General features: G+C 71.4%; 21 protein-coding genes. 14 read left to right on the top strand and 7 right to left on the bottom strand.

What is annotated here, in order from left to right; genetic code table 11:
* Positions 1–92 precede the first annotated feature (92 nt).
* The 4 genes from ADL29_RS14025 to ADL29_RS14010 all read right to left on the bottom strand — a co-directional run bounded on the left by ADL29_RS14025 (position 93) and on the right by ADL29_RS14010 (position 4,931).
* Positions 93–1,409: a class I adenylate-forming enzyme family protein gene (locus ADL29_RS14025; RefSeq protein WP_053923976.1), complete on the bottom strand. Its 1,317-nt coding sequence runs from the start codon at positions 1,407–1,409 to the stop codon at positions 93–95.
* A gap of 6 nt (positions 1,410–1,415) precedes the next feature.
* Positions 1,416–2,894 (bottom strand): amidase, encoded by a 1,479-nt coding sequence (locus ADL29_RS14020; RefSeq protein ID WP_053923975.1) that lies wholly within the window; start codon positions 2,892–2,894, stop codon positions 1,416–1,418.
* A 100-nt stretch (positions 2,895–2,994) separates the two neighbouring features.
* Positions 2,995–4,113, bottom strand: coding sequence for a 3-dehydroquinate synthase II family protein (locus ADL29_RS14015; RefSeq protein WP_046925518.1), 1,119 nt, complete (start codon positions 4,111–4,113; stop codon positions 2,995–2,997).
* Entirely contained in the window at positions 4,110–4,931 is an 822-nt protein-coding gene (locus ADL29_RS14010) for a 2-amino-3,7-dideoxy-D-threo-hept-6-ulosonate synthase (RefSeq protein ID WP_053923974.1), read from the bottom strand. The genes ADL29_RS14015 and ADL29_RS14010 overlap by 4 nt, the downstream gene beginning before the upstream one ends.
* Positions 4,932–5,293: 362 nt before the next feature.
* Between ADL29_RS14010 and ADL29_RS14005 the strand changes: the two genes are divergently transcribed.
* From ADL29_RS14005 to ADL29_RS13975, 7 genes are all read left to right on the top strand, one after another.
* A complete protein-coding gene (locus ADL29_RS14005) occupies positions 5,294–6,490 on the top strand; it encodes an FAD-dependent monooxygenase (RefSeq protein WP_053923973.1) in 1,197 nt (398 codons plus the stop codon).
* Positions 6,491–7,515: 1,025 nt separating this feature from the next.
* Positions 7,516–8,580 carry an IS701 family transposase gene (locus tag ADL29_RS14000; RefSeq protein ID WP_425424239.1) on the top strand — a complete coding sequence of 355 codons (1,065 nt, stop codon included), beginning with the start codon at positions 7,516–7,518 and terminating at the stop codon, positions 8,578–8,580.
* A gap of 394 nt (positions 8,581–8,974) precedes the next feature.
* A complete protein-coding gene (locus ADL29_RS13995) occupies positions 8,975–10,060 on the top strand; it encodes a 50S ribosomal protein L11 methyltransferase (RefSeq protein ID WP_078970975.1) in 1,086 nt (361 codons plus the stop codon).
* 59 nt (positions 10,061–10,119) lie between these two features.
* Entirely contained in the window at positions 10,120–11,544 is a 1,425-nt protein-coding gene (locus ADL29_RS13990; RefSeq protein WP_053923971.1) for an iron-containing redox enzyme family protein, read from the top strand.
* Positions 11,544–11,864, top strand: a complete 321-nt coding sequence (locus ADL29_RS13985) for a Rieske 2Fe-2S domain-containing protein (protein ID WP_053923970.1) — start codon at positions 11,544–11,546, stop codon at positions 11,862–11,864. Before ADL29_RS13990 ends, ADL29_RS13985 begins: the two co-directional genes overlap by 1 nt.
* Positions 11,865–11,976: 112 nt before the next feature.
* Positions 11,977–13,251, top strand: coding sequence for an ATP-grasp domain-containing protein (locus tag ADL29_RS13980; RefSeq protein WP_053923969.1), 1,275 nt, complete (start codon positions 11,977–11,979; stop codon positions 13,249–13,251).
* A 46-nt stretch (positions 13,252–13,297) separates the two neighbouring features.
* Positions 13,298–13,957: a LysE family translocator gene (locus ADL29_RS13975; protein ID WP_053923968.1), complete on the top strand. Its 660-nt coding sequence runs from the start codon at positions 13,298–13,300 to the stop codon at positions 13,955–13,957.
* Between the two features lie 17 nt (positions 13,958–13,974).
* On the opposite strand, the gene ADL29_RS13970 is transcribed toward ADL29_RS13975, so the two are convergent.
* From ADL29_RS13970 to ADL29_RS13960, 3 genes are all read right to left on the bottom strand, one after another.
* Entirely contained in the window at positions 13,975–14,529 is a 555-nt protein-coding gene (locus tag ADL29_RS13970; protein ID WP_078970973.1) for a methylated-DNA--[protein]-cysteine S-methyltransferase, read from the bottom strand.
* A 141-nt stretch (positions 14,530–14,670) separates the two neighbouring features.
* Positions 14,671–15,477, bottom strand: a complete 807-nt coding sequence (locus tag ADL29_RS13965; RefSeq protein ID WP_245689386.1) for an Ada metal-binding domain-containing protein — start codon at positions 15,475–15,477, stop codon at positions 14,671–14,673.
* Entirely contained in the window at positions 15,474–16,061 is a 588-nt protein-coding gene (locus ADL29_RS13960; RefSeq protein ID WP_046925510.1) for an RNA polymerase sigma factor, read from the bottom strand. The genes ADL29_RS13965 and ADL29_RS13960 overlap by 4 nt, the downstream gene beginning before the upstream one ends.
* Before the next feature lie 306 nt (positions 16,062–16,367).
* On the opposite strand from ADL29_RS13960, the gene ADL29_RS13955 reads away from it, so the two are divergent.
* From ADL29_RS13955 to ADL29_RS13925, 7 genes are all read left to right on the top strand, one after another.
* Positions 16,368–16,757, top strand: coding sequence for a cell division protein SepF (locus tag ADL29_RS13955; protein WP_046925509.1), 390 nt, complete (start codon positions 16,368–16,370; stop codon positions 16,755–16,757).
* Positions 16,758–16,812: 55 nt separating this feature from the next.
* A complete protein-coding gene (locus tag ADL29_RS13950; protein WP_053923966.1) occupies positions 16,813–18,222 on the top strand; it encodes an AAA family ATPase in 1,410 nt (469 codons plus the stop codon).
* Positions 18,219–18,635 (top strand): nucleotide pyrophosphohydrolase, encoded by a 417-nt coding sequence (locus ADL29_RS13945; protein WP_053923965.1) that lies wholly within the window; start codon positions 18,219–18,221, stop codon positions 18,633–18,635. The genes ADL29_RS13950 and ADL29_RS13945 overlap by 4 nt, the downstream gene beginning before the upstream one ends.
* A 360-nt stretch (positions 18,636–18,995) precedes the next feature.
* Positions 18,996–19,451 (top strand): DUF6099 family protein, encoded by a 456-nt coding sequence (locus tag ADL29_RS13940; protein ID WP_053923964.1) that lies wholly within the window; start codon positions 18,996–18,998, stop codon positions 19,449–19,451.
* Positions 19,452–19,793: 342 nt separating this feature from the next.
* Complete coding sequence (locus ADL29_RS13935) at positions 19,794–20,717, top strand: LLM class F420-dependent oxidoreductase (protein WP_053923963.1); 924 nt, start codon at positions 19,794–19,796, stop codon at positions 20,715–20,717.
* A gap of 84 nt (positions 20,718–20,801) precedes the next feature.
* Positions 20,802–22,322: a 3' terminal RNA ribose 2'-O-methyltransferase Hen1 gene (locus ADL29_RS13930; RefSeq protein ID WP_053923962.1), complete on the top strand. Its 1,521-nt coding sequence runs from the start codon at positions 20,802–20,804 to the stop codon at positions 22,320–22,322.
* Positions 22,319–25,165 carry a polynucleotide kinase-phosphatase gene (locus ADL29_RS13925; RefSeq protein ID WP_078970972.1) on the top strand — a complete coding sequence of 949 codons (2,847 nt, stop codon included), beginning with the start codon at positions 22,319–22,321 and terminating at the stop codon, positions 25,163–25,165. The genes ADL29_RS13930 and ADL29_RS13925 overlap by 4 nt, the downstream gene beginning before the upstream one ends.
* Positions 25,166–25,211: the final 46 nt, after the last annotated feature.

Here is a 25,211-nt window from a genome sequence, read left to right as displayed (position 1 = left end):
GAGCGTCCGGTTCAGTGCCATGCAAAGGGGAAACACCGCCGGATCGAGAACGGTTGCATCCCGGGCCGGCAGGCGGCCCGGGATGCGTGTTTTCAGATGGCGAGGGAGCCGTCGCGGCCGAGCTGCCGCACGATGGTGCGGTCGGTGACCTGGCGCTGGGTGGCACCGGCGGTCAGCCCGCGCCGGTCGGCCGGCGGGTCGAGCCGGCCCAGCAGCCGCAACGCCCCGCCGGCCGGATCGACCTCGACGAGGTCACGGGTGCACAGCCAGCCGCCCGGGTCGCGCCCGCCGTCCGCGAGGAAACGCGCCGGAGGGTCCTCCGGCGCGAGATAGGGCGAGCCGGGCAGCCGTACCTGCAACTCCCCGGAGACGAGGCGGACCCGGACGCCGGGCGCCGGCACCCCGACCGTGCCCGGCCCGTGCACCCCTGCCGTGTCGACGGCGATGATGCCGGTCTCGGTCGTCCCGTACGCCTGGCCGATCCGCACCCCGAAACGTTCGGCGAAGCGCGTGGCGACCTGCCGGACCAGCACATCACCGGCGGATACCGCCGTCCGCAGCCGGGGCAGCGGCGCTGCGCCGCCGTGGGCCGGGAACGCCGGGGAAGCCGGAGAGGCCGCCGGGGGCCCCGGCGGCCCTGGGGCGACCGGGGGTTCCACGGATCCCGGAAGGGCCGCGAGCCCCGCGAAGTGCGCAGGCGCCCCCAGAACCGCATCCACGTCATGGGCCCGGCAGGCCTCGAGCACCGCCCGGGGGCCCGTGTCCCGGGCGAACACCGTGACCGCGCCGGCGTTCATGGCGTGCAACAGCCCGCCGATGAGCCCGAAGGAGTGCTCGGGCGGCGCCAGCAGCAGCGCCCGCTCACCGTCCCGGGGCATCCCGCCGATCGCACGGAACCGCCCGAGCTCCGTGGTGAGGGACTCGGGCGTGCGGCCGATGGCCTTGGCGATACCGGTGCTGCCGGAGGTGAACTGGACCAGGCAGTGCGGGGTTTCGGCCGGGCGGCCGCCTTTCAGACGGCGGACCAGGACCTCGCACTCGTCGTGGAAGGTTCCGGCCGCCCACCCGGGGGCGTCGAAGGAGAGGTGGTACTGGGGCCGGCAGCGGTCCAGGAGCGTGCCCAGCTCGCGGCCGCGCAGACCGGGCCCCATCAGCATGACTTGGGCGCCGCACGACCACAGTGCGAGCAGCGCCCACATCTGTGTGAAGCTGCGGGCGCCCTGGAGGGCGACGGTGTTGCCCGCCCCGATGCCGTACGAGCGCAGGGTGTGGCGTAACGAGGAGACCTGGGCACGCAGTTGGCCGTAGCTGACCGTGCTGCGGGCGATCGCCCAGGGGGCGTCGGACGGCCGGCTCTCCAGCAGCCCGGCGCCCCACCAGTCGGCGTCCCGGCGGGAGTGGAGGGACACCGTGAGTCAGCCTTCCCGCTCGCGCCGCAGCTCCAGGCGCGTATAGCCCTCGTGCCAGGGACGGCGGCGTTCCACGGCGGCGCAGGCGGCGACCACCTGCGGCTCGTCGAACCGCCGGGCGGCGACCTGCAGACCGACCGGGAGCCCGGCCGGGGTGAAGCCCGCGGGGACCGTGGCGGCGGGGCTGCCGATGAAGTTGTACAGGCCCGTCAGACACCATCCGACCAGCGGATTGATGCTCTGCCCCGCGACCTCGGAGGGACCCACCGTGGTGCGGTCGGTGGCGTTGGGGATCCGCGCCACCGACGTCACCGGGCTCACGATGAGGTCGTATGCGTCGAAGACGTCCTCCAGGGAGTCGAGGAGTTCGCTGCGCAGCACGTCCTCGAGGCGGTAGTCGACGGCCGAGGGGCGTTCGCCCATCTCCAGGAGCTCCAGATAGGTGGGGGCGATACGGTCGCGGTGGGCGAGGACATCCACGCCCGCGCGCCGCATGCGGGTGAGGAACTCCACCTGGCGGACCGCCTGCATCCGCCGCCACAGTGCGGTGAACTCCTGGTGGGGGCGCGGCAGTTTGATGTCGACCTCGACGACCTCGGCGCCGTCCTCGATGAGCGCGCCGAGCGATTCCCGTACGACTGCGGCCACATCGGGTTCGACGGGGAAGCCGCCCAGGTCGGGGGAGTAGGCGATGCGCAGGCCGGTCAGCGGGCGCCGCAGGGCCTCCGAGAGGCGCTCGGGCGCGGCCGGGAGCGAGTAGGGGTCCCGGGGGTGCGGGCCGGCCATCACCTCGAACATCAGCACCCCGTCCTCGACGGTGCGGGTGACCGGGCCGTAGCACACCATGGGGTTGAGCAGGCCGAACGCATTGGGCCGTACCACGGTGGGCACCCGGCCGAAGGTGCCCATCAGGGCGAACACCCCGCACAGGGATCCCGGGACGCGCAGCGAGCCGCCGGCGTCGGAGCCCTGGGCGAGAGGCACCAGACCCTCGGCGACGGCAGCGGCGGCGCCACCGGAGGACCCGCCCGCGTTGGCGGTCAGGTCGAAGGGCGTACTGGTGGGCCCGAACAGGAAGTTGTCGGTGATGGCCTTGTGGCCGAACTCCGGGGTGTTCGTCTTGCCGATGACGATGGCGCCGGCCTGCTGGAGCCGTTCGGCGCTCACGCCGTTCGCCTCCGGCACCGTGTCCTGGAAGGCGTACGACGCCTGGGTGGTGCGGATCCCCGCCACCGGGTCGAGGTCCTTGATGCCGACCGGCAGACCGTGCAACGGCGGCAGCGGGTTGCCGGTGAGCACCTCGCGCTCCGCGCGCCGGGCGGCGTCCAGTGCTTCGTCGGCGCATACGGTGACGAAGGCGTTGACGGTGGGGTTACGGCGCTCGATGCGGTCGAGACAGGCCTCGACCAGCTCGACCGGGGACAGTTCCCGGCGGCGGATCATCCCGGCCAGGCGGGCGGCCGGCTGATAGGCGAGTTCATCCATGGTGGTGCGCTTCCCTCCCTTTCACAACGCGGCCGGTCCGGGCGCCCCCGCGGACCTGTGGGACACGGCCCGTACGGGGCGCCCGAACCGGCGCGTCCGGCTACTTCTCGACGCAGAACTCGCCCACCGGCCAGCCGACATGGCGCTGGTCGGTGGCCAGGTAGCCCATCAGCTTCTCGCCCTTCTTGAGCTCGGTGACATTGCGCACCGCGTCCCCGGGGCCCAGGACCCGTACGTGCCAGTCGTCCTGGACGGCGAGGCTCACCAGGGTGCCGTCCTCGGCACGCGTCTTGATGGTGAGCAGCGGGCGCGATTCGAGCTTGACGCGGCCGACGACGACGCGGCGGGTGCGTCCGGTGGTGCTGACGGCCAGGACGGTGTCGCCGGCGCCGAGTTCGCTCAGGTAGTTGGTGCGGTTGTCGGTGCCGAGCACATACGACTGCAGGGCACCGGCGTTGACGCGGAACGGCCGGGTCGGCATGTAGGGCAGCGGGTGGGTCTCACTGGAGCACAGGATGAAACCGTGGGAGTACGAACCGACCAGGATGCCCTCGTCCTTGTGCAGATAGCTGCAGGTGTCGACGCACACCCGGTCGCCGAGCCCGCTGTGCTCGATGGACTCCACGGTCAGCTCGGTCAGCTGCAGCGGCGGGGTGTCGGTCTGCAGGAGCTCGGCGAGCTCCAGCACCTCGGCGACGGAGGCCGGCGCAAGGAGGATGCCCTCCGAGCCCTTCTCCAGCACATCGAGGATGATCTTCGCTTCCTCCAGGGAGTCCGCCCGGCAGATCAGCTGCCCCGGGGCCTTGTCGGCCGCGGCGATCACGATCTCCAGCGGGATCTTGGTGGGGTCCTTGAAGGTGACCGCGGTGTACGGGAGGGCCCGAGCGGCCGAGCACGCCAGGGTGAGCGAGGCGTCGTCGTCGACCGGCACATGGGCGGCGACGGAATCCCGGCCCTCCAGGACGCGGCCCTGCAGGGTGGCGAGCCCGGCGTTGTCCGTGACGTCGGTGAGCAGTACGTCGTAGCCGTCCCAGCTCGCGGCGGCCCCGTCGCCGGGACCCTTGGCGACCAGCACCTTGCGCACGGTCGGGGGGAGGGTGGCCAGGATCTCCGGTCCGTCGTCGACGATGCCGTCGATCCGGGCGTGCACGGCCGCCTCGACCAGCGCCTCGCGCTGGTCGGCGGGAACGGAACGAATGTCAATCCAGGCGAACTTCACATCGCACCTGCCAGTTCGGGTAGGGAGGTTGGATTCGGGGCGGTTTCCGGACGTGGTTCATGGACGGCGGCGGCCAGTGTGCGGACCGCCGCCCCCGGGTCGGGGCTGTGGAACACCCGGCGGCCGACCGCGAGTCCGCGGCAGCCGGCGTCCATCGCGAAGTGCGCGAAGTCGGTGAGGTCACGGCCGTCGGCGGTGCCGCCGGCCACGACGATCGGGACCGGGGTCTTGGCGACGATGCCGGCCATGTCCTCAGCCGAGCCCGCCGCGACGGTCTTGACCAGGTCGGCGCCGAGGTCGACGGCGATGCTCACCACATGCGCGAGGAGTGCGGGGTCGCGGGGATCCGCGATGCGCGGCCCCCGTGCGTACATCATTGCCAGCAGTGGCATGCCCCACCGCTCGCAGCTCGCCGCGACCGCACCGAGGTCGGCGAGCTGCCGTTTCTCGGTGTCCGAGCCGATGTTGATGTGCACGCTGACCGCGTCCGCCCCGGCGCGCACCGCTTCCTCGACGCCGCCGACGAGCACCTTGGCGTCGCCGTCGGGGGCGTGCGGAGTGCTCGCGCTGAGGTGGACGATCAGGGCGGCGCCGTTCAGGAGGACCGGTTCGATGGTGCGGGCGCGCCCCTTGTGGACGACGACGGCGTCGGCCCCGGCGGCCACCACGTCACCGACGATCCGGCTGAACCCGGCGGCGTCGGAGATCGGTCCGTCGGCCACGGAATGGTCCATGGGTACGATGAGAAACTTTCCGTCGCCGGGCCTTGAAAGCCGGGTAAGGCGCAGCGATTTTCCGCTCAGAGGTAGTAGGGGCACAGCACCCTCCGTAAGCACGGGTGATACGGGAACCGTCAGTCGGAACCTCGGTTTGATAAAGACCCGGAGAATGATGATGAACTCTTGGGAAACGGGCCGACCCAGGCCGGGTGAAAGACTTTTGGAGCGCTCCGGCTGCAGCCCGTGTACGTTCCCGCCGGATACCGATTCTTAAGGCCCCGCGGCGCCCGGAGCAACATCCTCGGGGCTCCGGCGCCGAAGGGAGAAGAAGTCGGCGGCTACAGCGGTACTTCGCGGCCCGATGGAGGCCAATTTCCCCGGGAACGCAACTGAGTTGCGCTCTTCGGTGTTCTGCGGGTGAAGGCGCCCGAAGGGGCACCACGCCTGTAGAGGAGGGGCCGATGAGGAAGGACACGCCGCCGCGTATCGCTGTGGTCGGAGGAGGACTGGCGGGCCTGACGCTCGCGCTCGCGCTGCACCGGGCCGGGCTGGAGTGCCGGGTGTACGAGCAGGCACCCCGGCTGGGGGAGGTGGGCGCGGGAGTGCAGCTGTCGCCGAGCGCGACCCGGCTGCTGCACCGGCTCGGCCTGGAGCCCGCGCTGCGGTCGTCGGCCGTGCTGCCCGAGGCCATGGAGTTCCGCCGCTGGGCGGACAGTTCGGTGATCAGCCGCGGGCTGCTGGGAAAGCACTGCGAGGAGCGGTACGGCGCCCCGTACTACGCGATACACCGCGCCGATCTGCACCGGGCGCTGGTCGAGGCGCTGCCTGCGGGTGCGGTGCGGCTGGACGCCCGGTGCACCTTGGCCGAGGAGGGTCCGGACGAGGTCGTGCTGCGGTTCGCGGACGGCTCGGAGGCGGTGGCGGACGCCGTCGTAGGCGCGGACGGTATCCATTCCGTGCTGCGCCAGGCGCTGGTGGCCGACCGGCCGCGGTTCTCCGGCCAGTCCGTCTACCGGGGGCTGGCCGACAGCCGGCGGATACCCGCGCTGGTGGCGGAGCCCCGGGTGCTGTTGTGGCTGGGGCCGGGTCAGCACTTCGTGTGCTACCCGGTCTCGGGCGGGAGGCTGGTCAACTTCGTGGCGACGGTGCCCGCCGGCGGCCCCGGGGGCGAGTCGTGGTCCCGCCGGGGCCGGGTGGCGGACCTGGCCGAGGCCTACGAGGGGTGGTGCGCGGACGTCACCTCCGTCATCGGCGCGGCGGAGCAGGTCAGCCTATGGGCGCTGCACGACCGCGACCCGATAGAGCGGTGGAGCACCGGCCGCATCACGCTGCTGGGCGACTCGGCGCATCCGATGCTGCCGTTCATGGGCCAGGGAGCCAACCAGGCCATCGAGGACGCCGTGGCGCTGGCGGCCTGCCTGCGGGACGCCGGTCCGGGGGAGCTGTCCGCGGCGCTGCGGCGCTATGAGTCGCTGCGCAGGCCGCGGACCACGCTGGTGCAGGAGCGCTCCCGGGGCAACAGCACGGCGTTCCACCTGCCGGACGGTGCGGCGCAGCGCGAGCGCGACGCGGCGATGGGCAGGCCCGCGCCGGAGGGGCAGGACTGGCTTCACGGCTACGACGTCGAAAGCGCCCTGACGAGCCATCAGCCGACCTGATCTCCACGCGGCCTTCCGGCGCGGTGCTTCGGCGCCGGACCCGGGCCCCCTGGACGGCTCCTGGCCTCCGGGGGGCCTTCTCTTCCGGCACGCCCCGAGGGTTCCTGGCTCTGCGGGCGGCGGAATGTGGCTGGATTCCGCCCGCCGCTCCGGCGGCCGCCGACGTCAGCCGGAAGGAGTTTTCCGGGGTGTTCCCTGAGGTCGGATACCGCATACCGTGCCGCCGATCTCCGTCGTCGATTCTCCGCCCTATGCCTGTGGAACACCGCAGCGCCCCGGAAGGTTGCGGAGGCCCCGCTTCAGGAACGGCATTCGAGTCAAACCGCCCGAGTGGATCATTTCTCCGATCCGGGCAATTCTGGGCCCGCCGGGCCACTGGTACCCCGCTCACCAGCGGATATGTTGTGCGGGCTCGCCACTGTAGATATCTCGCCATGACCTCTGCTTTAGTTTTCTTTGACCTATCTTTTAGTTGCCGAGTCTTCGGCGCGTGGGGTTCGCTGGGGATGGTCCGGAAAGGTGCACGGGGGGCGCCTTCGGGCGATCGGGAAGCAAACTGGCTGAATGGTCGATTTCCGTCGCCGGCCGGGCCGTTCGATGTCACGGGGGGTTTCACGACGGACCGGGCCGCAACGGCCGGGCTTCGGGCGAGTGCCTGTGCGAGTGCACGGATGCGCGCGAATACCGGAAGGCGTCTGTCCGTTTTCTCGCTGCCCCCTGAGCTTTTATCCCCCCACCTGGAATGAAGCACGTACCGCGCCAGAGCAGGCGCGCGGCGCTGCAGCCGTGCGCCCGACGGAGGAGCTCTAGTGATCGTTACCGAGTGCGCTACCAGACCGAAGGACGCCGGGTTACCGGTCGGCATACCCACCCCGGAATCCGTCCTGCACGCGCCGCCCGCAGAGGCGGCCGGCGCCCGGGTGCCGGACCCGCTGTCCCCGGACACCGGCTGGGACCCGTCCGCCGCGGCCGGGCAGCGGGCTTCCCGTGCCGACGCCCGCCGGCTGAACGCGGTCCTCGCCGAGCTGGGAGAGCGGATCGGCCCGCTCTTCGCCCGGCCCGAACCGCGGGCGCAGGCGATGCAGTACGCCCTGGGACTGCTCGCCGACGGCGGGCGCAGCAACACCTGGCAGCTCGCCCAGCGGGTCGGGGACGCGTCACCCTGGCGGATGCAGCGCCTGCTCACCCGCGCCCGATGGGACGCGGAGGCCGTCCAGGACGCCGTCCGCGGCTATCTCCGGGAAAACCTGGGCCACCCGGGGGCGATGTTCGTCCTCGGGCAGAGCGACGCCCTCAAGAAAGGCGCCAAAACCGTCGCTGCTGCCCGCCAGTACACCGAGGTCACCCGCCGTGTGGAGAACTGCCAGACCGCGGTGATGGCCGCCTACATCTCCCCGCAGGGCCACGCCCTGATGGACCGTGAACTCCTTCTGCCGGAGTCCTGGACCGACGATCCGCAGCGCTGCATCAAGGCCGGCGTCCCTGAGGAGCGCCTCGCCTACCGGACCAAACCCGAGCTGGCCCGGATGATGATCCAGCGGACCCTGGACGCGTCCGTCCCGTTCCAGTGGGTGTGCGGAGGCCAGGACCACGGCCAGGACGAGGCGTTGCGCGGCTGGCTGGAGGAGAAAGGCATCGCCTATGCGTTCGCCGTACCGGCCAGACAGCTCGGCACCGCCTCGGCCGCTGCCGCCATCCCGAAGCAGCGCTGGTGGCCGTCCCCCGAAGTGCCGGGCCATCTCGGCCCCGTACCGGGCGAATGGGTCCGGCTGACGGTGCCGGACACCTCGCACTGGGGCTCCGCACCGCCGCCGTGCGACGGTTTCACCCGCACGCTGCTGTTGCACCGCCGGCCCGGTGCACCACGGACCGACTGCTATCTGGTGCACGCCCCCCGGGGCACCCACGGCCATGCCATGGTGGCCGCCGCCGCGGCCCGCTGCGATGCGCGGCGTCACCTGGACGCGGCCCGGCTGCACACCGGGCTCGACCGGCACGAGATCCGCACGTGGACGGCCTGGTACCGGCACATCACGCTCTCCCTCCTGGCCATGGCCGCCCATACGGTGGCCATGGGCCGGGCCGGCTGAGAACGGCCCGCACACCGCTCCCCGCGGGCGGATTCGCCCGTCCGTCAGCCCGGTTCGACGCCCCTGGGCGCCGCGCCGGGCTGACGCCTGCCCGAATTCCCAAGGTCCCCATTCTCTTGCGGCAGGGCCGTTGACGTGATTGCACATGAGCAGTCGGTGAACTCCCGGGACTGCGCCGGTAATCAGTGATGAGTCCCGCCCGAAACCTGGGTTCCGACCTTCGGGAATTGTCCAAGTACCGCAGTAGGACCGCACTCCGAAAGGTTCCTTGCCCGGCCCCCGCGGCGGGTGGTGTCCTGAGGATGAGAACGACCCGCTTCGCCCTCATGGGCAATAGACACCCCAGCGGCCGTCAATTCGGAAATTCATTCCGGAGGAGTGTGCACACACCGCCATGAGTATTTCCGCCAACTCCCTGACCAACGGGAATACCGAATTCCGGGACGAGGAATTCACCGCGCTCGACCTCGAAGCGTCTCCGGGGCTGCGTCTCGCGCTCGCCTCGCTGCAGACCCAGGCGCAGGAGCTCAGCCGACTGGTGACCGCCACGGTCGACGCCATGGCCCGGCCCCGCGAGAGCCTGTCCCCGCACTCCGCGGCCTTCGCCGCGATCGCCGCCCGGACGGTGCCGCGCTGGCACTTCGCCATGCTCAACGACACCGAACGCAACGACGCCCTCATCGTGGCGCTCGAGCGCCGCATCCCGGCCGGTGCCCATGTCCTGGACATCGGCACCGGTACCGGTCTGCTGGCCATGGCCGCCGCCCGCGCCGGCGCCGGACGGGTCGTCACCTGCGAGGAGAACCCGCTGCTCGCCGAGATCGCCCGTCAGATCATCGCCGAGCACGGGATGTCCGATGTGATCAGCGTCGTCAACAAGCGCTCCACCCACCTGGTGATGGGCACCGACCTGGAGCGCCCGGTCGACGTCCTCATCTCCGAGATCGTCGACTGCGGACTGATCGGCGAAGGGCTGCTGCCCACGATGCGGCACGCCCGTACGCACCTCCTCGCCCCCGGCGGCGTACTGATCCCGGGCGCCGCGCGGGTCTACGGCCAGCTCATTCACAGCGAGGTGGCGGACGGCCTCAACCGGGTGGGCAACGCGGGCGGGTTCGACGTATCGCTGATGAATACGGCATCCACCCGCGGCCACTTCCCCGTGCGGCTGCACACCTGGCCGCACGAGATCCTCTCCGCCCCCGTCGAGCTCCTCGACTTCGATCTGCTCGCCGACCCGCTGGAGGCCGGCAGCCGGGTGATCCCGGTGCCCGTCACCGCCGGGGGCCCGGCCACCGCGCTGGTCGCCTGGTTCGAACTGGACCTCGGCTCCGGGGTCGTACTGCGCAACTCTCCCGACAACGTCGGGTCCCACTGGATGCAGGCGCTGATCCCGTTCGACAAGCCCGTGCCGGTGAGCCCCGGCGACCGGCTGGACGTGGAGCTGCGCTGGACGGACTACACCCTCTCCGCACGCTGAGCTCCCGCATCCGCCGCACAGGCACTCGCAGCACCTCACAGGAAGGCCGACCTGATCCGATGAGCCACACTCCGTTCCCCTACGAACCGTTCGAGCTGCACGGCCAGGAACTGCGCGACGCGGTTGTCCGTTATGCCAGCAACCCCATCTACCTCGACAACGAGGAGTGGCAGAACAGCGACAACCCCTACCGGCGCCAGCTGCGCCCCCAGGTGCTCCGGCACCTGGACCTCGACCGGGTCCCGGGCCGCGACGAGATACTCGACTACAGCAGCCTGGCCGTGCAGCGCCTGCTCACCAGCATCTACGAGGCCGACCTGGTCTTCCTGCCCAAGACGGGCCTGAAGGGCAAGGGCAAGTGGGAGGACTTCAAGCGCTTCTACAGCCCCACCAACCGGGTGCTCGGAGAGATGATCCGGCCCGCACTGGAGCGGTACGCCTTCGGCTTCCTCGACGAGGAGGTGGAGACCTCCGGGAAGTGGACGGCCGAGAGCCTGGAGACCTACCTGGAATCGCTCAACGCCCATGAGCCGGCCGGCCCTTCCCTCTCCGAGAAGGCCATCACCGACTCCACCGACCGTGAGCGCGCCGCCCGTATGTGGCTCATCCAGTTCGCCCCGGACTTCCTCTCCGAGGCCTCGCCGATGATCCGCAATGTGCTCGGCTACTACGGCGCCGCCCAGTCCGAGTGGTTCAAGATCATCATCGATGAGTACGGCTACGGCGTCCACGACACCAAGCACAGCCAGCTCTTCGAACGCACCCTGGAGTCGGTCGGCCTCGAGACCGATGTCCACCGGTACTGGCAGTACTACCTCAACAGCAGCCTGCTGATGAACAACTACTTCCACTACCTGGGCAAGAACCACGAACTGTTCTTCCGGTACGTCGGCGCGCTGTACTACACCGAGGCCACCCTGGTGGACTTCTGCCGCCGGGCCACCGCGCTGCTTAAAGACGTCTTCGGCGACCGCGCCGACACCCAGTACTTCACCGAGCATGTGCACATCGACCAGCACCACGGCCGGATGGCGCTGGAGAAGCTGATCCGCCCGCTGGTCGCCGAGCACGGTGAGCAGATCATCCCGGAGATCGTCCGCGGCATCGAGGAGTACCGCCGCATCCAGGAGCTCTCCGACGAGGACTTCGCCACCCAGATCGCCTGGATGGACAACGGCCCCGAATTCAAGAAGCTGCACGCGCCGGTGTGGGACGCCATCTCCAGCGGCCGCGTCACCGCCCCGGTGGCCGACATCGTCGAGCCGTACGGCGAACTGTCCAACACCCACTGCCACGACGGCGACGAGCTGTGCCACATCGTGTCCGGGACGATGAAGTTCGTCTCCGGCTTCGACTCGCACCAGATCCTCGAGGCCGGCGAGGGCACCGTCATCCAGCGCAACCGGCTGCACGGGGCGATCATCGAGTCCGAGGAGTGCGTCTACCAGATCCACTCGGTGGGGGACTACAAGAAGTGCATGTAGTGACGTTCTCCGTGGCCGGCCGGAGCAACTGCGCGGTGGTCGCCGGCGAGCCGTATGTGTATGCCCGGACCGAGGAGGGCTCCTTCGTGATGCGGGCCCGCTGTCCGCACCGCGGCGGTCCGTTGCACCTGGCCGAACTGGCCCCCGAGGGCAACCGCCTGGTGTGCCCGTGGCACGAGCGCAAGACCTCGCTGACCCGGCTGCGGCAGGAGATCCCCGCCGTACGCAGCGGCGACACGGTCACCGCGGTCTTTCCCGGTCTGCCCGAGGCCGAGGTCTGCAGGGAGCACCGGCCGCTGTCGGCGGACCTGGCGGGCTGACCGCGTGGTGCGGCCGGGGCCTCGACGGTCCCGGCCGCGGCCCGTCCCGGCCCGCAGCCCTGCCCCTGAGTTCCCCCCCCCCGAGATTCCCCTGAGCGGACAAGGAACAGCTGTGTCTCCGAATCCATCCGGCAGCCCCGCCGTCATCGTCGATCCCTTCTCCTCCGGCGGTCTGTACGCCCCGGCCTTCCGCACCGCGGGCGTGCCGACGGTGGCGGTCGTCTCGTATCCGGAGATCCCGCCGGCCTACGCCGGGTCCTTCCGTCCCGAGGACTACGACACGATCCTCAGCTGGGACGGGGACGAGGCCGCGCTGGTGGAGCGGCTGCGGGCGCTGCGGCCGCGCTGCGTGCTGCCGGGCGCCGAGATCGGGGTGGAACTCGCCGACCGGCTGGCGGCCCGGGTCGTGCCCGAGGTGGCGAACGTCCCCGGACTCGCGGCGGCCCGACGCCACAAGTACGCGATGGCGCAGGCGGTTTCGGCGGCCGGACTGCCGGTGATCCGGCAGCTGTGCTCCGACGATCCGGACGAGGTCGCCGCCTGGCTCGGGAAGGAGGGACTGACCGGCCGTGATCTGGTGGTCAAGCCGCCGAAGAGTGCGAGCACCGACGGCGTGACCCGGATCCCCGGAGGGCACGGCTGGCGCCAGGAGTTCGAGGCCCAGCTCGGACAGCTCAACCAGTGGGCGATCCGCAACGACCAGATGCTGGTGCAGGAGTACGCGACCGGCACGGAGTATGTCGTCGACGTCTTCAGCCATGCGGGCAACCACACCATCACCGATGTGTGCCGCTACCGCAAGATCGACAATGGCGGGCAGATGGCCGTGTACGAGTCCATGGACTGGGTCCCCGAGGACCGCCCCGAAGTGCCGGAACTGGTCCGCTACACCCGGGGCGTGCTGGACGCGGTCGGCTTCCGGTGGGGCGCCGCGCATGTCGAGGTGATGATGACCGCCGACGGGCCGCGGCTGATCGAGGTCAACGCCCGCCCGCACGGCGGCGGCCACCCCCGCTTCTGCCGCGCCGCGACCGGCGACAGCCAGGTCGACCGCGCGGTGACGTACTTCACCAGCCGCGTCCCCGTGCCCTCCGGATACGAACTGCGCCGCCGGGTCCGCGTCGTCTTCCTGATCAGCCGGTCCTCCGGAGTGGTCCGCAACGCCGAAGTGCTCGATGCCATAGCCGAGGTGAAGAGCCACCACGTCTCGGCCGTTCCGGTGCGCAACGGCGACCGGATCGCCCCGACGAAGGACCTGCTCGGCACGCTGTCGCTCGGTTTCGTCGTGCTCGCCCATGAGGACCCGGCGCAGCTCGACGCCGATCATGCCGAGATCCGGCGGATCGAGTCGCTGCTGACCGTGGACCCGGGGCCGGACGCCGCATGAGCCCTCCGCCTCCAGGCGCCACCGCAGCGCGCCCCGGGGGCCGCCCATGATCAGCGGGTGGTTCCTGGGCAGTTCGCTTCTGGTGATCACCACTCCCGGGCCGGACGCGGCGCTGGTCACCCAGCTGGTGCTGCGCACCGGACGGCGCGCCCCGGCATTCGCCGCGGCGGCCGGCATGCTCACGGCGGGTGCCGTCCATGCGGCGCTCGCCATCAGCGGGGTGTCCCTGGTGCTGGCCGGCCGGCCCCAGCTGTTCACCGCCGTCCGCTGGTGCGGCGCGGCCGTCATGCTGGTGTGGGGCGTACGGGCCCTGCGGTCCGCCCTGCGCGGCCCGCAGCCGTCGGACCCGTCGGACGCGCCGGGCCCCGGCACCGGGCGCCCGCCACCGGTGGACCTGCGGCGCTGCTGGCTGCAGGGTCTGCTGTGCACGGGCGCCAACCCCAAGGTCGGGCTGTTCCTGCTGGCGTTCCTGCCCCAGTTCGTACCGCCCGGGGATCCCCCGGCGCGCACGATGGCGGTGCTGGCCACCGTCCATCTGTCGCTGGCGGCGCTGTGGCTGGCCCTGCTGAGCGGTGCGGTGTATGTCCTGCGACGCTGGGTGGCCGCGCGCCGGCCGGACGCGGGCGCCGGTGCCGCGCGTGTGGTCGAGGCGGTGGTGGGCACGGTGTTCATCGGTTTCGCCGTACGCCTCGGACTCGGCGGGTGAGCGGCCGCATCGCCGGCTCAGCCCTGACATTCCAGGTCGAGCAGGAAACGCTTGGCCTGGACCCCGCCGGCGTACCCCGTCGGCCGGCCCGACGCCCCCACGACGCGGTGGCACGGCAGCACGACGCACAGCGGATTCGCCCCCAGGGCCTTGCCCACCGCCCGCGCGGAACCGGGGCGGTGCACCGCGGCGGCCAGCTCTCCGTAGGTGGCGGTCCCGCCGTACGGAACATGCTCGGCGACCGCCAGGACCACCTCCTTGCTGAACGGCGTGGCCAGGCTCGGGTCCAGCGGCACGGAGAACGAGCGCCGCTTCCCCGCGAGGAAGTCGTCGAGCTGACCGCGTGTCTCCTGCATCACCGCCAGCTGGTCAGGGCCGGCCCCGGACTCGTCCAGACACTCCCGCGCTCCCGCCGTCAGCCGCTGCCGTACGGCGTCCGGCGGGAAGAACCCGCAGTAGAGCAGGGCTTCCTCGGTGGCGGCGAGCGCCAGACGGCCGATCGGTGTGTGGTGCTCCGCGACGACCACGGTGCCCACCACTTCGGGGGCTGCGCCGTGATTTTTGGCATGCATGATGTCTTCCTCCCCTGCTGGATGACATGACTGGCTGTCCTTGCTCCGCGGCTCCTGGCACGCGGCGGTGTCCCGCCCGGCGCGAGGACCTCGCGCCACGGCCGGTCTCACTCCTCGGCGGACCTCACTCCGCCGTGCGCCTTACGCCGCTATCGGGCGGCAGCTCTTGCAGGCGCGGTATCCCGCCTCGCGCGCAGCCCGTGCCGAACGGAACGGCACCTGATGGGGCGGGGTGATCCGCCGCGCATGCGCACAGGTCGGATGGCAGTAGATACGTGTGGTGTCGCTGCCCAGGAACGCCGTCCCCGAACGGGACAGCCCCACCAATGCGTCGTCTATCCCTTCGGCCTTGCGCAGCACCGCGCCCACTATGGGCCCGTACCGCAGATCACATGGTCCGCCGTTGTCGAAAGTGACACGGTGGCAGGGGATCAGCAGCGGCACCGGATTGGCCACCAGGGCCTCGGTGACGGGCGCGTCGTCGGGCAGCGCGGCCTCCCGCGCGACCCAGGCGAGCGGCCTCAACTGCCCTCGCGGAATGGTGCGTACCGCATCGAGCGCGGCCCGCTCGGCTTCGGTGAGCTCCGGCAGATCGATCACCAGACTCTTGGCACGCCCGGTGCGCAGCGCGGTCCGCAGCCCCGGCAGGGGCCGCGTCGTAGGGATCGCGCTCCGTCCCGTGCGGGCGCGATGCGCCTCCTCGAACGCCTGGGGACCGGCCAGAGTCCTGCCCAGCGCGGCCCCGGTCACGGCTTGCGCCCCGTACGCGACGTACAACCCGCCGGCGGGCGCTTCGAGGTGCAGATACATGTCGTACCGGTCCCTCGGGATTCCCACCCGCTGCAGCACCCGCGCCGCGAAATCTCCCGGAGCGGGACCCGCAAGCCCCGCCAGGGCGGCCTCCACGCCGCTCTCCGGCTGCGGGGTCCATTCCCCACCTCGGTTCACATCGTCACCTCCCTCAGCAACGCGACTTCTGGTTCCAGCAATTCACGCAGGACGCTCAGCCCTCTCGATACCTGAGCCTTGACCGTACCGACCGGGCATCCCTGCACCTCGGCCACTTCGGCGTAGCTCATCCCGACCACATGCCGGAGCACCACCGCCACCCGGGCCCGCTCGGGTAATCGAGCGAGCGCCGCGACCAGCAGGGCCCGGTCGGCGGCCGTCTCCGCATGCTCCTGCGGTCCCGGCCCCTCGTCCGGCCAGCTCTCGCAGGATTCCTCCACGGGAGCCGCGGCGACGGGTCTGCGGATGCAGGTGCGCACATGGTTGCGCCACACGTTCGTGGCGATCGTCATCAGCCACGCACGGGGGCGCAGCGCACTGCGCCGTTCCGCGGAGTATCCCTGCAGCGCCGTATAGGCACGCAGGAAGGTCTCCTGGCCCAAGTCATCCGCCTCCGCGGCGTTTCCCGTCACCCGGAGCAAGAAGGCATGGACCGCTGAGGCGTGGACCCGGACCAGTTCCGTGAAACCGTCGTCCAGATCCGTCGCCATGCGTTCGGGGAGTGGCTCGGCTGTCTCGTCCATCACTCACAAAAACACCGCGGGGCCTGGGATGGTTGCATCGGCGAGCGGAGGGCCCGGCTGCGCGGCGCCGCCGCACCGGAACCCGTACCCCTCACAACATCGGATGAACGGGCACACACAGACTCGACGCACCAACCGCCGAGGCTGTCGGCACAGGTCAGGAGCCATGGTGCAGGATGGACGGGGAGATGACGCCGCGTGTGTCGCGTCCCACGAGGTTTGTGTGTTTATCGGTAGAATCCGCGCGATGCAGATACCGATGCAGATTCCGCAGACAGTCAGCCCCCCTCTGAGTGAGGTGATTCGGTGAACGGCCCCGATGCCACCGACGAGCAGTGGGAAGGGCTCGCCGAGGTCGTCCCGCTCCGCAGCAGCAGTGAATGGCCCTCCTGGCCGGACCACCGCGCCCTGCCCGAGGACGAACCGACGGAGGAGAAGCGGCGGTTCATGGTGATCCGCGTCCAGACCTTCGCGGACGCGCGCGAGGTGGCGGAGTACCTCATGGCGCAGATCCCGGTTCTGCTGGACCTCAGCAGCGCCGACACCGACGTCGCCAAACGCATCCTCGACTTCTCCAGCGGCGTCGTCTTCGGCCTCGGCAGCGGGATGCACCGGGTCGACACCAATGTCTTCCTGCTCGCGCCGATCGGTACCGAGGTCGCCGAACCGGCCGCCGGAGCCGTCCCCCATTCGTAGGAAGAGCTGTTGGGCGTAACGGTTCTCCGTGCGGGCCGCTGCATAGCGTCCCTGCATGAATACCGACAGCGCGCGTCCGGCGGTCACCGAATTACGCCTCTCCGCCTTCAAGACGCACCGCGGCGTCACCCTGCCGATCGGCCCGCTGACCCTGCTGACCGGCGCCAGCGGCAGCGGCAAGTCCAGCGCGCTGCAGGCGTACGAGATCCTCTCCCGGCTCGGCAGCGGAGAGCCGCTGGCGCGGGCCGTCGGGGCGGTGGCGGGCGATCCGGCGGCGTGCATTCCGGCGGGGGCGCGCCCCGACGGGCAGGGGCGGCGCGGCTTCCGCATCGGCTGCACGGTCGACGGCCCGGCCGGCCCCGTCAGCCTCGACCTCGCCGTCCAGGCCGAACCCGAACTCCGCATCGTCGGTGAGCGGTTGACCGGCGGCGGCGAGACGCTGCTCACCACGGCACTCACCGATCCGGCCCGCCGTGCCGTCCAGGCGGCCTGGCACACGGCCGGCGCAACACCGGTGACCCGCGCCCCGCTGCCCGACGACCGGCTGGCCACCTCCCTCCTGCCGCTGCGCGTCGCGGGCAAGACGGCCGGGCAGCAGCTGGTCCTGGCCGCGGCGGAGCAGGTCGTGGTCGCGCTGCGGTCGGTCTTCGCCTGCGATCCCCGGCCCGAGGCCATGCGGGAGGCGGGAAGGGCGGCGTCCCCGGGGTCCGGCGGGGGCAAGGCGGGTGCGGGGAGCGGGGGCGCGGGCTCCAAGGGGCGGGCGGGCACGCGGGGCGGCGCGGCCGGCGGCTGGACCCGGGACGCGGACGAGGGGCGGCTCCGGCCCGCCTGCGAGAACCTCCCGGCGGTGCTGGACCGTACGAGCCGCGAGTGCACCCGGCGGCATGCGCTCCTGGTGGCGGCGGTACGGGAGGCCTGCGCGGGTCCCGTCGACGGGCTGCATGCGGTTCCGCGAGAGGTGAAGGCCGCCGACGAGGTGTCCGCTCCCGGTGCCGGGGAGCGGCCGGCCGGGCGCGGGGCGGCACCGGGGCCGCGGGGCGGGGGCCAGAGCCGGGGTGCGCAAGGCGGCGTGGCGACGCGTACCGCCCCGGGGCCGGTCGGGACGCAGGCACCGCCTGCCACGGACGGACTGCAGGCCCTGGTCGACCGCGGTGCGCTCGGGATGATGCCCGTCGAACAGCTCGGCGACGGCGAGCTGCGGTTTCTCGCGCTGGCGCTGGTGCTGCTCACCGGGCCCGGAGTGCTGGCGATGGATCCGGCGGGGGAGATTCCGTCGGCCCAGCAGCAGCTGACGGTCATGGCGGACGGGCTGGACCGCTGCATGGACCGCAGGCAGGCGCGCGAGCTGCTGTCGCTCGCCGCACGGATGACCCGGCGCGGGCACGTCCGGCTGCTGGGGGCGGTACAGGACCAGACGGTCGCCGAGGGGCTGCCCGGCGTGCAGGTGCTACACCTAGGGGTATGAGCGACGATCTTCATGCCCTCCAGCGACGGCTGGCCGAATTCGCGGCCGCCCGGGACTGGCAGCAGTACCACACGCCCAAGAACCTGGCCGCGGCGCTCAGCGTCGAGGCCGCCGAACTCGTCGAGATCTTCCAGTGGTTGACGCCCGAGGAATCGTCGACGGTGATGTCCGACCCGAAGGCGGCCGGCCGGGTCGAGGACGAGGTCGCGGATGTGCTGGCGTATCTGCTGCAGTTCTGTGAGGCGCTGGGGATCGATGCGCTGACCGCGCTCGCCGCGAAGATCGAGCGCAATGAGTCGCGCTTTCCGCCGGTCCGCCCGAACCGCCTGAACCGGTCGGACCACCCGGAACGCCCGGACCACCCGGAACGCCCGGACCGGCCGGACCGGCCGGACCGGCCGCAGGAGGAGTGAAGGGGCGGGGGGAGGAGGAGCGGCGGGGGACCTTCCTTCTCCCTGCTTCTGCCCCTCTCCTCCCCTTCGCGTGCCGCGGGGCGATCGAGGAGAATCACGTCGATCGGCGTGGCAGGAGTGTCGTCGAAGTTTCAAGTGCCTTGAGATGGCAGTGTTGTTGACGGGGGCAGGGCGGCTCGAGGGGTAGGAGCGGGGCTGGGCGCACCGTTCGTCACTCTTTGGAGTCATCGATCTTTCCACAGCGCCTTGCTTGTCCACAGATTTGCGAAATCCTCTGGCGTTTTCGGGTGTTCGCCCTCACTCTGGGTAGTGGACAGAGTGCGGGGTGAAGGCAAGTGATGAGGAAAGGAGGGGGCGCGGATGGACGCGGTGCTGATCATCGCGGCCAGTCGGCGCGGTCTGGCGCAGGCGAGCACGGTTGAGGACGTGGTGGTCGAGGCGTGGCAGGCACAAGCCTTGGCGGAAGCGATAGGCAGCCATCTCGCGATAGTGGGGCCGTATGAAGTGCGGTCCAGAGCCCGGGGGTTGGGTGACGCCGGCGGGCGGTTCAGCGGGGGACTGCTGTGCCAGGCGCCGGCCACCGACGGGCTGCGGGCGGCGCAACTGTCCGAAGTGCGCGATGCCAAGGCCGCTCTGACCGGCCTGGGCCGGCTGCTGCAAGAGGTCTGCGAGGCACTGGTGAGTGTGGTGTGTTCGGCGGATGAGGAGGGGATGTACTGGACCTGCGTCGAGGCCATGGACACGGCCGATGAGTCGAGGGACCACGTGGCCGGAATACTGGAAAAGCTGGAGGCGCGCGAACGGAACCTCGCCTGACGTACCACGGGCGTACCCGGAGCGCGCCGACGCGGGGTGCCTCCCCGCAGTGGCACGCCAGCCGTTGCCGAACCGTCCCGTACCCGACTTCTGCACCCCCACCCGAGTCGCCCTCACCCGAGTCGCCCCCGCCCGAGGCGGCCCCGGCCGTCTCCGCACCGTCACCGCTGCCGCCATGGCTGCTGCCCGGCCGTACCGGCTTCCGCAGCAACTGCCCTCGCGACCGTGCACGGCCCCCAAATCGCCGCCGTCGGCGGGCCCGTGCCGGGCCGGAGATGACCCGACCCGGTGCATCGGCTCGCTCCGACGGTTGGCCCGCCGTCGAGCGTGCAGGATGGAGGTATGGACCTACGAATCTTCACAGAGCCCCAGCAAGGCGCTTCCTACGACACTCTTCTCACCGTCGCCAAAGCCACCGAGGACCTCGGTTTCGACGCGTTCTTCCGGTCCGACCACTATCTGCGGATGGGTAACGCCGACGGGCTGCCCGGCCCGACGGACGCCTGGATCACGCTGGCCGGCCTGGCCCGCGAGACCCGGCGCATCCGCCTCGGCACCCTGATGACGGCGGGCACCTTCCGTTTCCCGGGAGTGCTGGCCATCCAGGTGGCGCAGGTCGACCAGATGTCCGGCGGCCGGGTCGAGCTCGGCCTCGGGGCGGGGTGGTTCGAGGAGGAGCACCGGGCGTACGGCATTCCGTTCCCCAAGGAGAAGTTCGCCCGCCTGGAAGAGCAGTTGGAGATCATCACCGGCCTGTGGGCCACCGAGGAAGGAAAGGAGTTTTCCTACGACGGCAACCACTACCGGCTGGAGAACTCGCCCGCGCTGCCCAAGCCCGCCCAGGGCAAGGTACCGGTCCTGGTCGGCGGGCACGGCGCGACGCGTACGCCGAGGCTGGCGGCGCAGTACGCCGACGAGTTCAACATTCCCTTCGCCTCGCTCGACGACAGTGAGCGCCAGTTCGCACGGGTGCGGGCGGCCGCCGAAGCCATCGGGCGGAAGGGGGACGACCTGGTGTACTCCAACGCCCTGGTGGTCTGCGTCGGCAAGGACGATGCGGAGGTGGCGCGGCGAGCCGCGGCCATCGGACGGGAGGTGGACGAACTGAAGGCCAACGGCCTCGCGGGCTCGCCCGCCGAGGTCGTGGACAAGATCGGCCGGTACGCCGCCATCGGCGCGTCCCGGATCTATCTGCAGATGCTGGACCTCGACGACCTGGATCACCTGGAGCTGATCTCCTCGCAGGTGCAGTCGCAGCTGAGCTGACGCCGGATTCCGGGCGCGGTCGCGGGCCGGCGCAGCGGGAAAAACAGGTGGGGGATCGGAGCACACGCAGCGATACTCAGATGCGTGTTCCTGACGATAACCGCCACCGGCAGCGCCGACCGTCCCGCGACCGACCTCGGATTCCTGCTGCACAAGCATCCCGACAACGCCCAGCAGTTCTCGACGGCGTACGGCGTCGCCCATGTCGTCTACCCGGAGGCCGATACAGGGCGGTGCACGGCGGCGCTGCTGCTGGAGGTCGACCCCATCGCCCTGGTACGCCGGGCCAAGGGGAAGGGCCGCGGGGGCGCTCCGGATTCGGCGCTCGGTCAGTACGTCAACGACCGTCCGTACGCGGCGTCCTCGCTGCTCGCGGTGGCGCTGAGCAGCGTCTTCGGCAGTGCGATGAAGGGGCAGTGCAAGGCGCGTCCGGAGCTGCCCGAGCGGGCGATGCCCCTGCGGATCGAGGTGCCGGTGCTGCCTGCCCGGGGCGGTGCGGAGCTGGTGCGCACGCTGTTCCAGCCGCTGGGCTGGACGGTGCTGGCCGAGCCGTTGCCGCTGGACGAGACGTTCCCGGAATGGGGCGACTCGCGCTACGTCCGGCTGGTACTGGAGGGGGAGTGCAGGCTCGCCGAGGCGCTGCGGCATCTGTATGTGCTGCTGCCGGTCCTGGATGACGCCAAGCACTACTGGATCGCGCCCGACGAGGTCGACAAGCTGCTGCGGGCCGGTGAGGGCTGGCTCGAGGACCACCCGCAGCAGCGGGTGATCGTCGGCCGCTACCTGGCACGGCGCTCGGCACTGACCCGCCGGGCCATGGAGCGGCTGGAGCTGGAGCGGCTGGCCGAGTCCGACGATGCCGCCGCCGAGGACCTCGACAACGCGGTGGACGAGGAGGTGGACACCGAGCAGAAACCCGTACCGCTCGCCGTACAGCGGCGGGAGGCGATCCTGGCGGAGCTGCGCGCGGCCGGGGCGGCGCGGGTGCTCGACCTGGGCTGCGGACAGGGGCAGTTGGTCGGTGCGCTGCTCAAGGAGCGGCAGTTCACCGAGATCGTCGGGGTGGATGTGTCGATGCGGGCGCTGCACGAGGCGCGTCGCCGGCTGCGGCTGGACCGGATGTCCGAGCGGCAGTCGGACCGGGTACGGCTTGTACAGGGGTCGCTGGCGTACACCGACAGCAGGCTCAACGGCTATGACGCGGTGGTGCTGAGCGAGGTCGTCGAGCATGTGGACCCGGCGAGGCTGCCGGCGCTGGAGTACGCGGTGTTCGGGGCGGCCCGGCCCCGGTCGGTCGTGGTGACGACGCCGAACGTCGAGTACAACGTGCGCTGGGAGTCGCTGCCGGCCGGCCACGTACGCCACGCGGACCACCGCTTCGAGTGGACCCGGGAGGAGTTCCGGCAGTGGGCGGAGAAGGTCGGAGCGCGGCACGGCTATGCGGTGGCCTTCGGCCCGGTGGGCCCGGAGGACCCCGAGGTCGGGCCGCCCACCCAGCTCGCCCACTTCCGGCTGTCCGGTGACGACAGCAGTGGCAGTGGTGCCGGCAGTGGCAGTAGTGACGGTAGTAGCGGTTCGATGAAGGGGAAGGAGGCCGCGGCATGACGGACGCCGACCGTACGGAGTACGAGCACGAGGACGAGAAGCAGCGCCCGCACGAGGGCCCGCAGGGGAGCGGGCGCGAGCGGGAGGGCGACCCGCGGCCGCAGCCCCGGCCCCAGCGGTCGCCCCGTACGCTCGCCGTGCCCGATCTGTCGCTCGTGGTGCTGATCGGGGCCACCGGGTCCGGCAAGTCGACCTTCGCCGCCCGCCACTTCCGGCCGACCGAGGTCCTCTCCTCCGACTTCTGCCGCGGACTGGTCAGCGACGACGAGAACGACCAGAGCGCCAGCGGCGACGCGTTCGAGGTGCTGCACTTCATCGCAGGCAAGCGGCTGGCGGCCGGCCGGCTGACCGTCGTCGACGCCACCAACGTGCAGCCCGAGGCCCGCGCCCAGCTGGTGCGGCTGGCCCGCGAGCACGACGTCCTGCCGGTCGCCATCGTGCTCGACGTACCCGAGCACGTCTGCGCCGCGCGCAATGCCGCGCGGGCCGACCGGGCGGGGCTGCCGCGCCGTGTCATCCAGCGGCATCAGCGCGAACTCCGCCGTTCCCTGCGGCACTTGGAGCGCGAGGGCTTCCGCAAGGTGCACATCCTGCGCGGCCAGGAGGAGGTCGAGGCCGCCGAGATCGTCACCGAGCGGCGGTTCAACGATCTGCGGCACCTCAGCGGACCGTTCGACATCATCGGCGACATCCACGGCTGCCGTTCCGAGCTGGAGAGCCTGCTCGGCCGGCTGGGCTACGCCCTGGAGCGCGACGCACTCGGCCGGCCCGTCGACGCCGCGCACCCGGAGGGCCGTACGGCCGTCTTCGTCGGGGACCTCGTCGACCGCGGGCCGGACAGCCCCGGTGTGCTGCGCCTGGTCATGGGCATGGTCGGGGCCGGTCACGCCCTGTGCGTGCCCGGGAACCACGAGAACAAGCTCGGCCGTTACCTCAAGGGACGCAAGGTCCAGCACACCCACGGTCTCGCCGAGACCGTCGAGCAGCTGGAGAAGGAGGGCGACAGCTTCCGCGCCGAGGTCGCGGAGTTCATCCAGGGCCTGGTCAGCCACTACGTCCTGGACGGCGGCGGACTGGTGGTCTGCCACGCCGGACTGCCGGAGAAGTACCACGGCCGGACGTCAGGCCGGGTGCGGTCGTTCGCGCTGTACGGCGACACGACCGGCGAGACCGACGAGTTCGGCCTGCCGGTGCGCTACCCGTGGGCCGAGGACTACCGGGGCCGCGCCGCCGTCGTCTACGGCCACACGCCCACCCCGCGAGCCACCTGGCTCAACAACACCATCTGCCTCGACACCGGCTGTGTCTTCGGCGGCACCATGACCGCGCTGCGCTGGCCGGAGCGCGAGCTGGTGGACGTACCGGCGGAAAGGGTCTGGTACGAGCCCGCGAAGCCGCTGGCCACGGAGGCGCCCGGCGGTGCGGACGGCCGTCCGCTGGACCTGAACGATGTGGCGGGGCGGCGGATCGTCGAGACCCGCCACATGGGCCGACTCGCGGTCAAGGAGGAGAACGCCGCGGCGGCGCTGGAGGTGATGAGCCGCTTCGCGATCGACCCCAGGCTGCTGCCGTACCTCCCGCCGACCATGGCGCCCTGCGCGACCTCCAAGGAGGAGGTCCGTGGCGGAGCCGCCGATGAGGGCTTTTTGGAGCATCCGGCCGAGGCGTTCGCCGCCTACCGGGCGGACGGGGTGCGCGAGGTGGTGTGCGAGGAGAAGCACATGGGCTCCCGCGCGGTGGTCCTGGTCTGCCGCGACGAGGCCGCGGCCCGCGAGCGCTTCGGCGTGCCGGAGGGCATATCGGGCGCGCTCTACACCCGTACGGGACGGCCGTTCTTCGACAGCCCGGAGCCGGCCGAGCGCATTCTGCAGCGGGTCCGCGAGTGTGCCGAGCGTGCCGGGCTGTGGGCGGAGCTGGAGACCGACTGGCTGCTGCTGGACGCCGAGTTGATGCCGTGGTCACTGAAGGCGACGGGACTGCTGCGCAAGCAGTACGCGGCCGTGGGCGCGGCGTCCGCAGGGGTGTTCCCGGGGGCGCTCGGGGCGCTGGAGGCGGCGGCCGCGCGCGGTGTCGACGTATCGGCGCTGCTCGGCCGGCAGCGGGACCGGGCCTCGGACGCCGCCGCATTCACGGAGGCGTACCGCCGCTACTGCTGGCGCGTCGGCGCGGAACGGCCCGCGGGGGCCGGGACGGGCGAGCTCCGGAGCGAGGAGGCCGGGACCGCCGAGCCCCGGACCGATGAGCTGGCGGGCATCCGCCTCGCCCCGTTCCAGATCCTCGCCGTACAGGGCCGCAGCCTGGCCGGGCTGCCGCACACCGAACAACTCGCCATGATCGACCGGCTTGTCGAGGCGGAGGCGGAGGCGGAGACAGGGGCAGACGCGGAGGCGGCGGCCGGGGCCCAGGGTCCGGCGGGCGGCGGCCGTACGGCGCTGCTCGCCCCGACCCGCCGGCTCGTCGTCGACACCACGGACGAGGCGTCGGTCGCCGCCGGTATCGCCTGGTGGCTGGATCTCACCGCGGACGGAGGTGAGGGCATGGTGGTCAAACCGCTCGAGGCGCTGGTGCGCGGTGCGGACGGCCGGCTCGTCCAGCCGGGCATCAAGTGCCGCGGCCGCGAGTACCTGCGGATCATCTACGGGCCGGAGTACACCCGCCCGGAGAATCTGCGGCGCCTGCGGGTCCGCCATCTGGGCCACAAGCGCTCGCTCGCCCTGCGCGAGTACGCGCTCGGCCTGGAGGCGCTCGACCGGATGGCCGACGGCGAACCGCTGTGGCGCGTTCACGAGGCGGTTTTCGCGGTGCTCGCGCTGGAGTCCGAGCCGGTGGACCCGCGGCTGTAGCGCGCCGCGGCGCGGGTGAAGTGGCGGGCACGGGCGGTGCGTTGGG

The organism is Streptomyces chattanoogensis (assembly GCF_001294335.1).
Taxonomy (GTDB): Bacteria; Actinomycetota; Actinomycetes; order Streptomycetales; family Streptomycetaceae; genus Streptomyces; species Streptomyces chattanoogensis.
The sequence above is the reverse complement of the archived record's forward strand: the minus strand, read 5'-3'. Positions and strand labels throughout refer to the sequence as shown.

Excerpts from the sequence above, each read along its gene's own strand:
- ADL29_RS13995 (WP_078970975.1), top strand. The coding sequence starts at position 8,975 with ATGAGTATTTCCGCCAACTCCCTGACCAACGGGAATACCGAATTCCGG.
- ADL29_RS13935 (WP_053923963.1), top strand. The coding sequence starts at position 19,794 with ATGGACCTACGAATCTTCACAGAGCCCCAGCAAGGCGCTTCCTACGAC.
- ADL29_RS13945 (WP_053923965.1), top strand. The coding sequence starts at position 18,219 with ATGAGCGACGATCTTCATGCCCTCCAGCGACGGCTGGCCGAATTCGCG.
- ADL29_RS13950 (WP_053923966.1), top strand. The coding sequence starts at position 16,813 with ATGAATACCGACAGCGCGCGTCCGGCGGTCACCGAATTACGCCTCTCC.
- ADL29_RS13960 (WP_046925510.1), bottom strand. The coding sequence starts at position 16,061 with ATGGACGAGACAGCCGAGCCACTCCCCGAACGCATGGCGACGGATCTG.
- ADL29_RS13940 (WP_053923964.1), top strand. The coding sequence starts at position 18,996 with ATGGACGCGGTGCTGATCATCGCGGCCAGTCGGCGCGGTCTGGCGCAG.
- ADL29_RS14020 (WP_053923975.1), bottom strand. The coding sequence starts at position 2,894 with ATGGATGAACTCGCCTATCAGCCGGCCGCCCGCCTGGCCGGGATGATC.
- ADL29_RS13925 (WP_078970972.1), top strand. The coding sequence starts at position 22,319 with ATGACGGACGCCGACCGTACGGAGTACGAGCACGAGGACGAGAAGCAG.
- ADL29_RS13990 (WP_053923971.1), top strand. The coding sequence starts at position 10,120 with ATGAGCCACACTCCGTTCCCCTACGAACCGTTCGAGCTGCACGGCCAG.
- ADL29_RS13970 (WP_078970973.1), bottom strand. The coding sequence starts at position 14,529 with ATGCATGCCAAAAATCACGGCGCAGCCCCCGAAGTGGTGGGCACCGTG.
- ADL29_RS14005 (WP_053923973.1), top strand. The coding sequence starts at position 5,294 with ATGAGGAAGGACACGCCGCCGCGTATCGCTGTGGTCGGAGGAGGACTG.
- ADL29_RS13975 (WP_053923968.1), top strand. The coding sequence starts at position 13,298 with ATGATCAGCGGGTGGTTCCTGGGCAGTTCGCTTCTGGTGATCACCACT.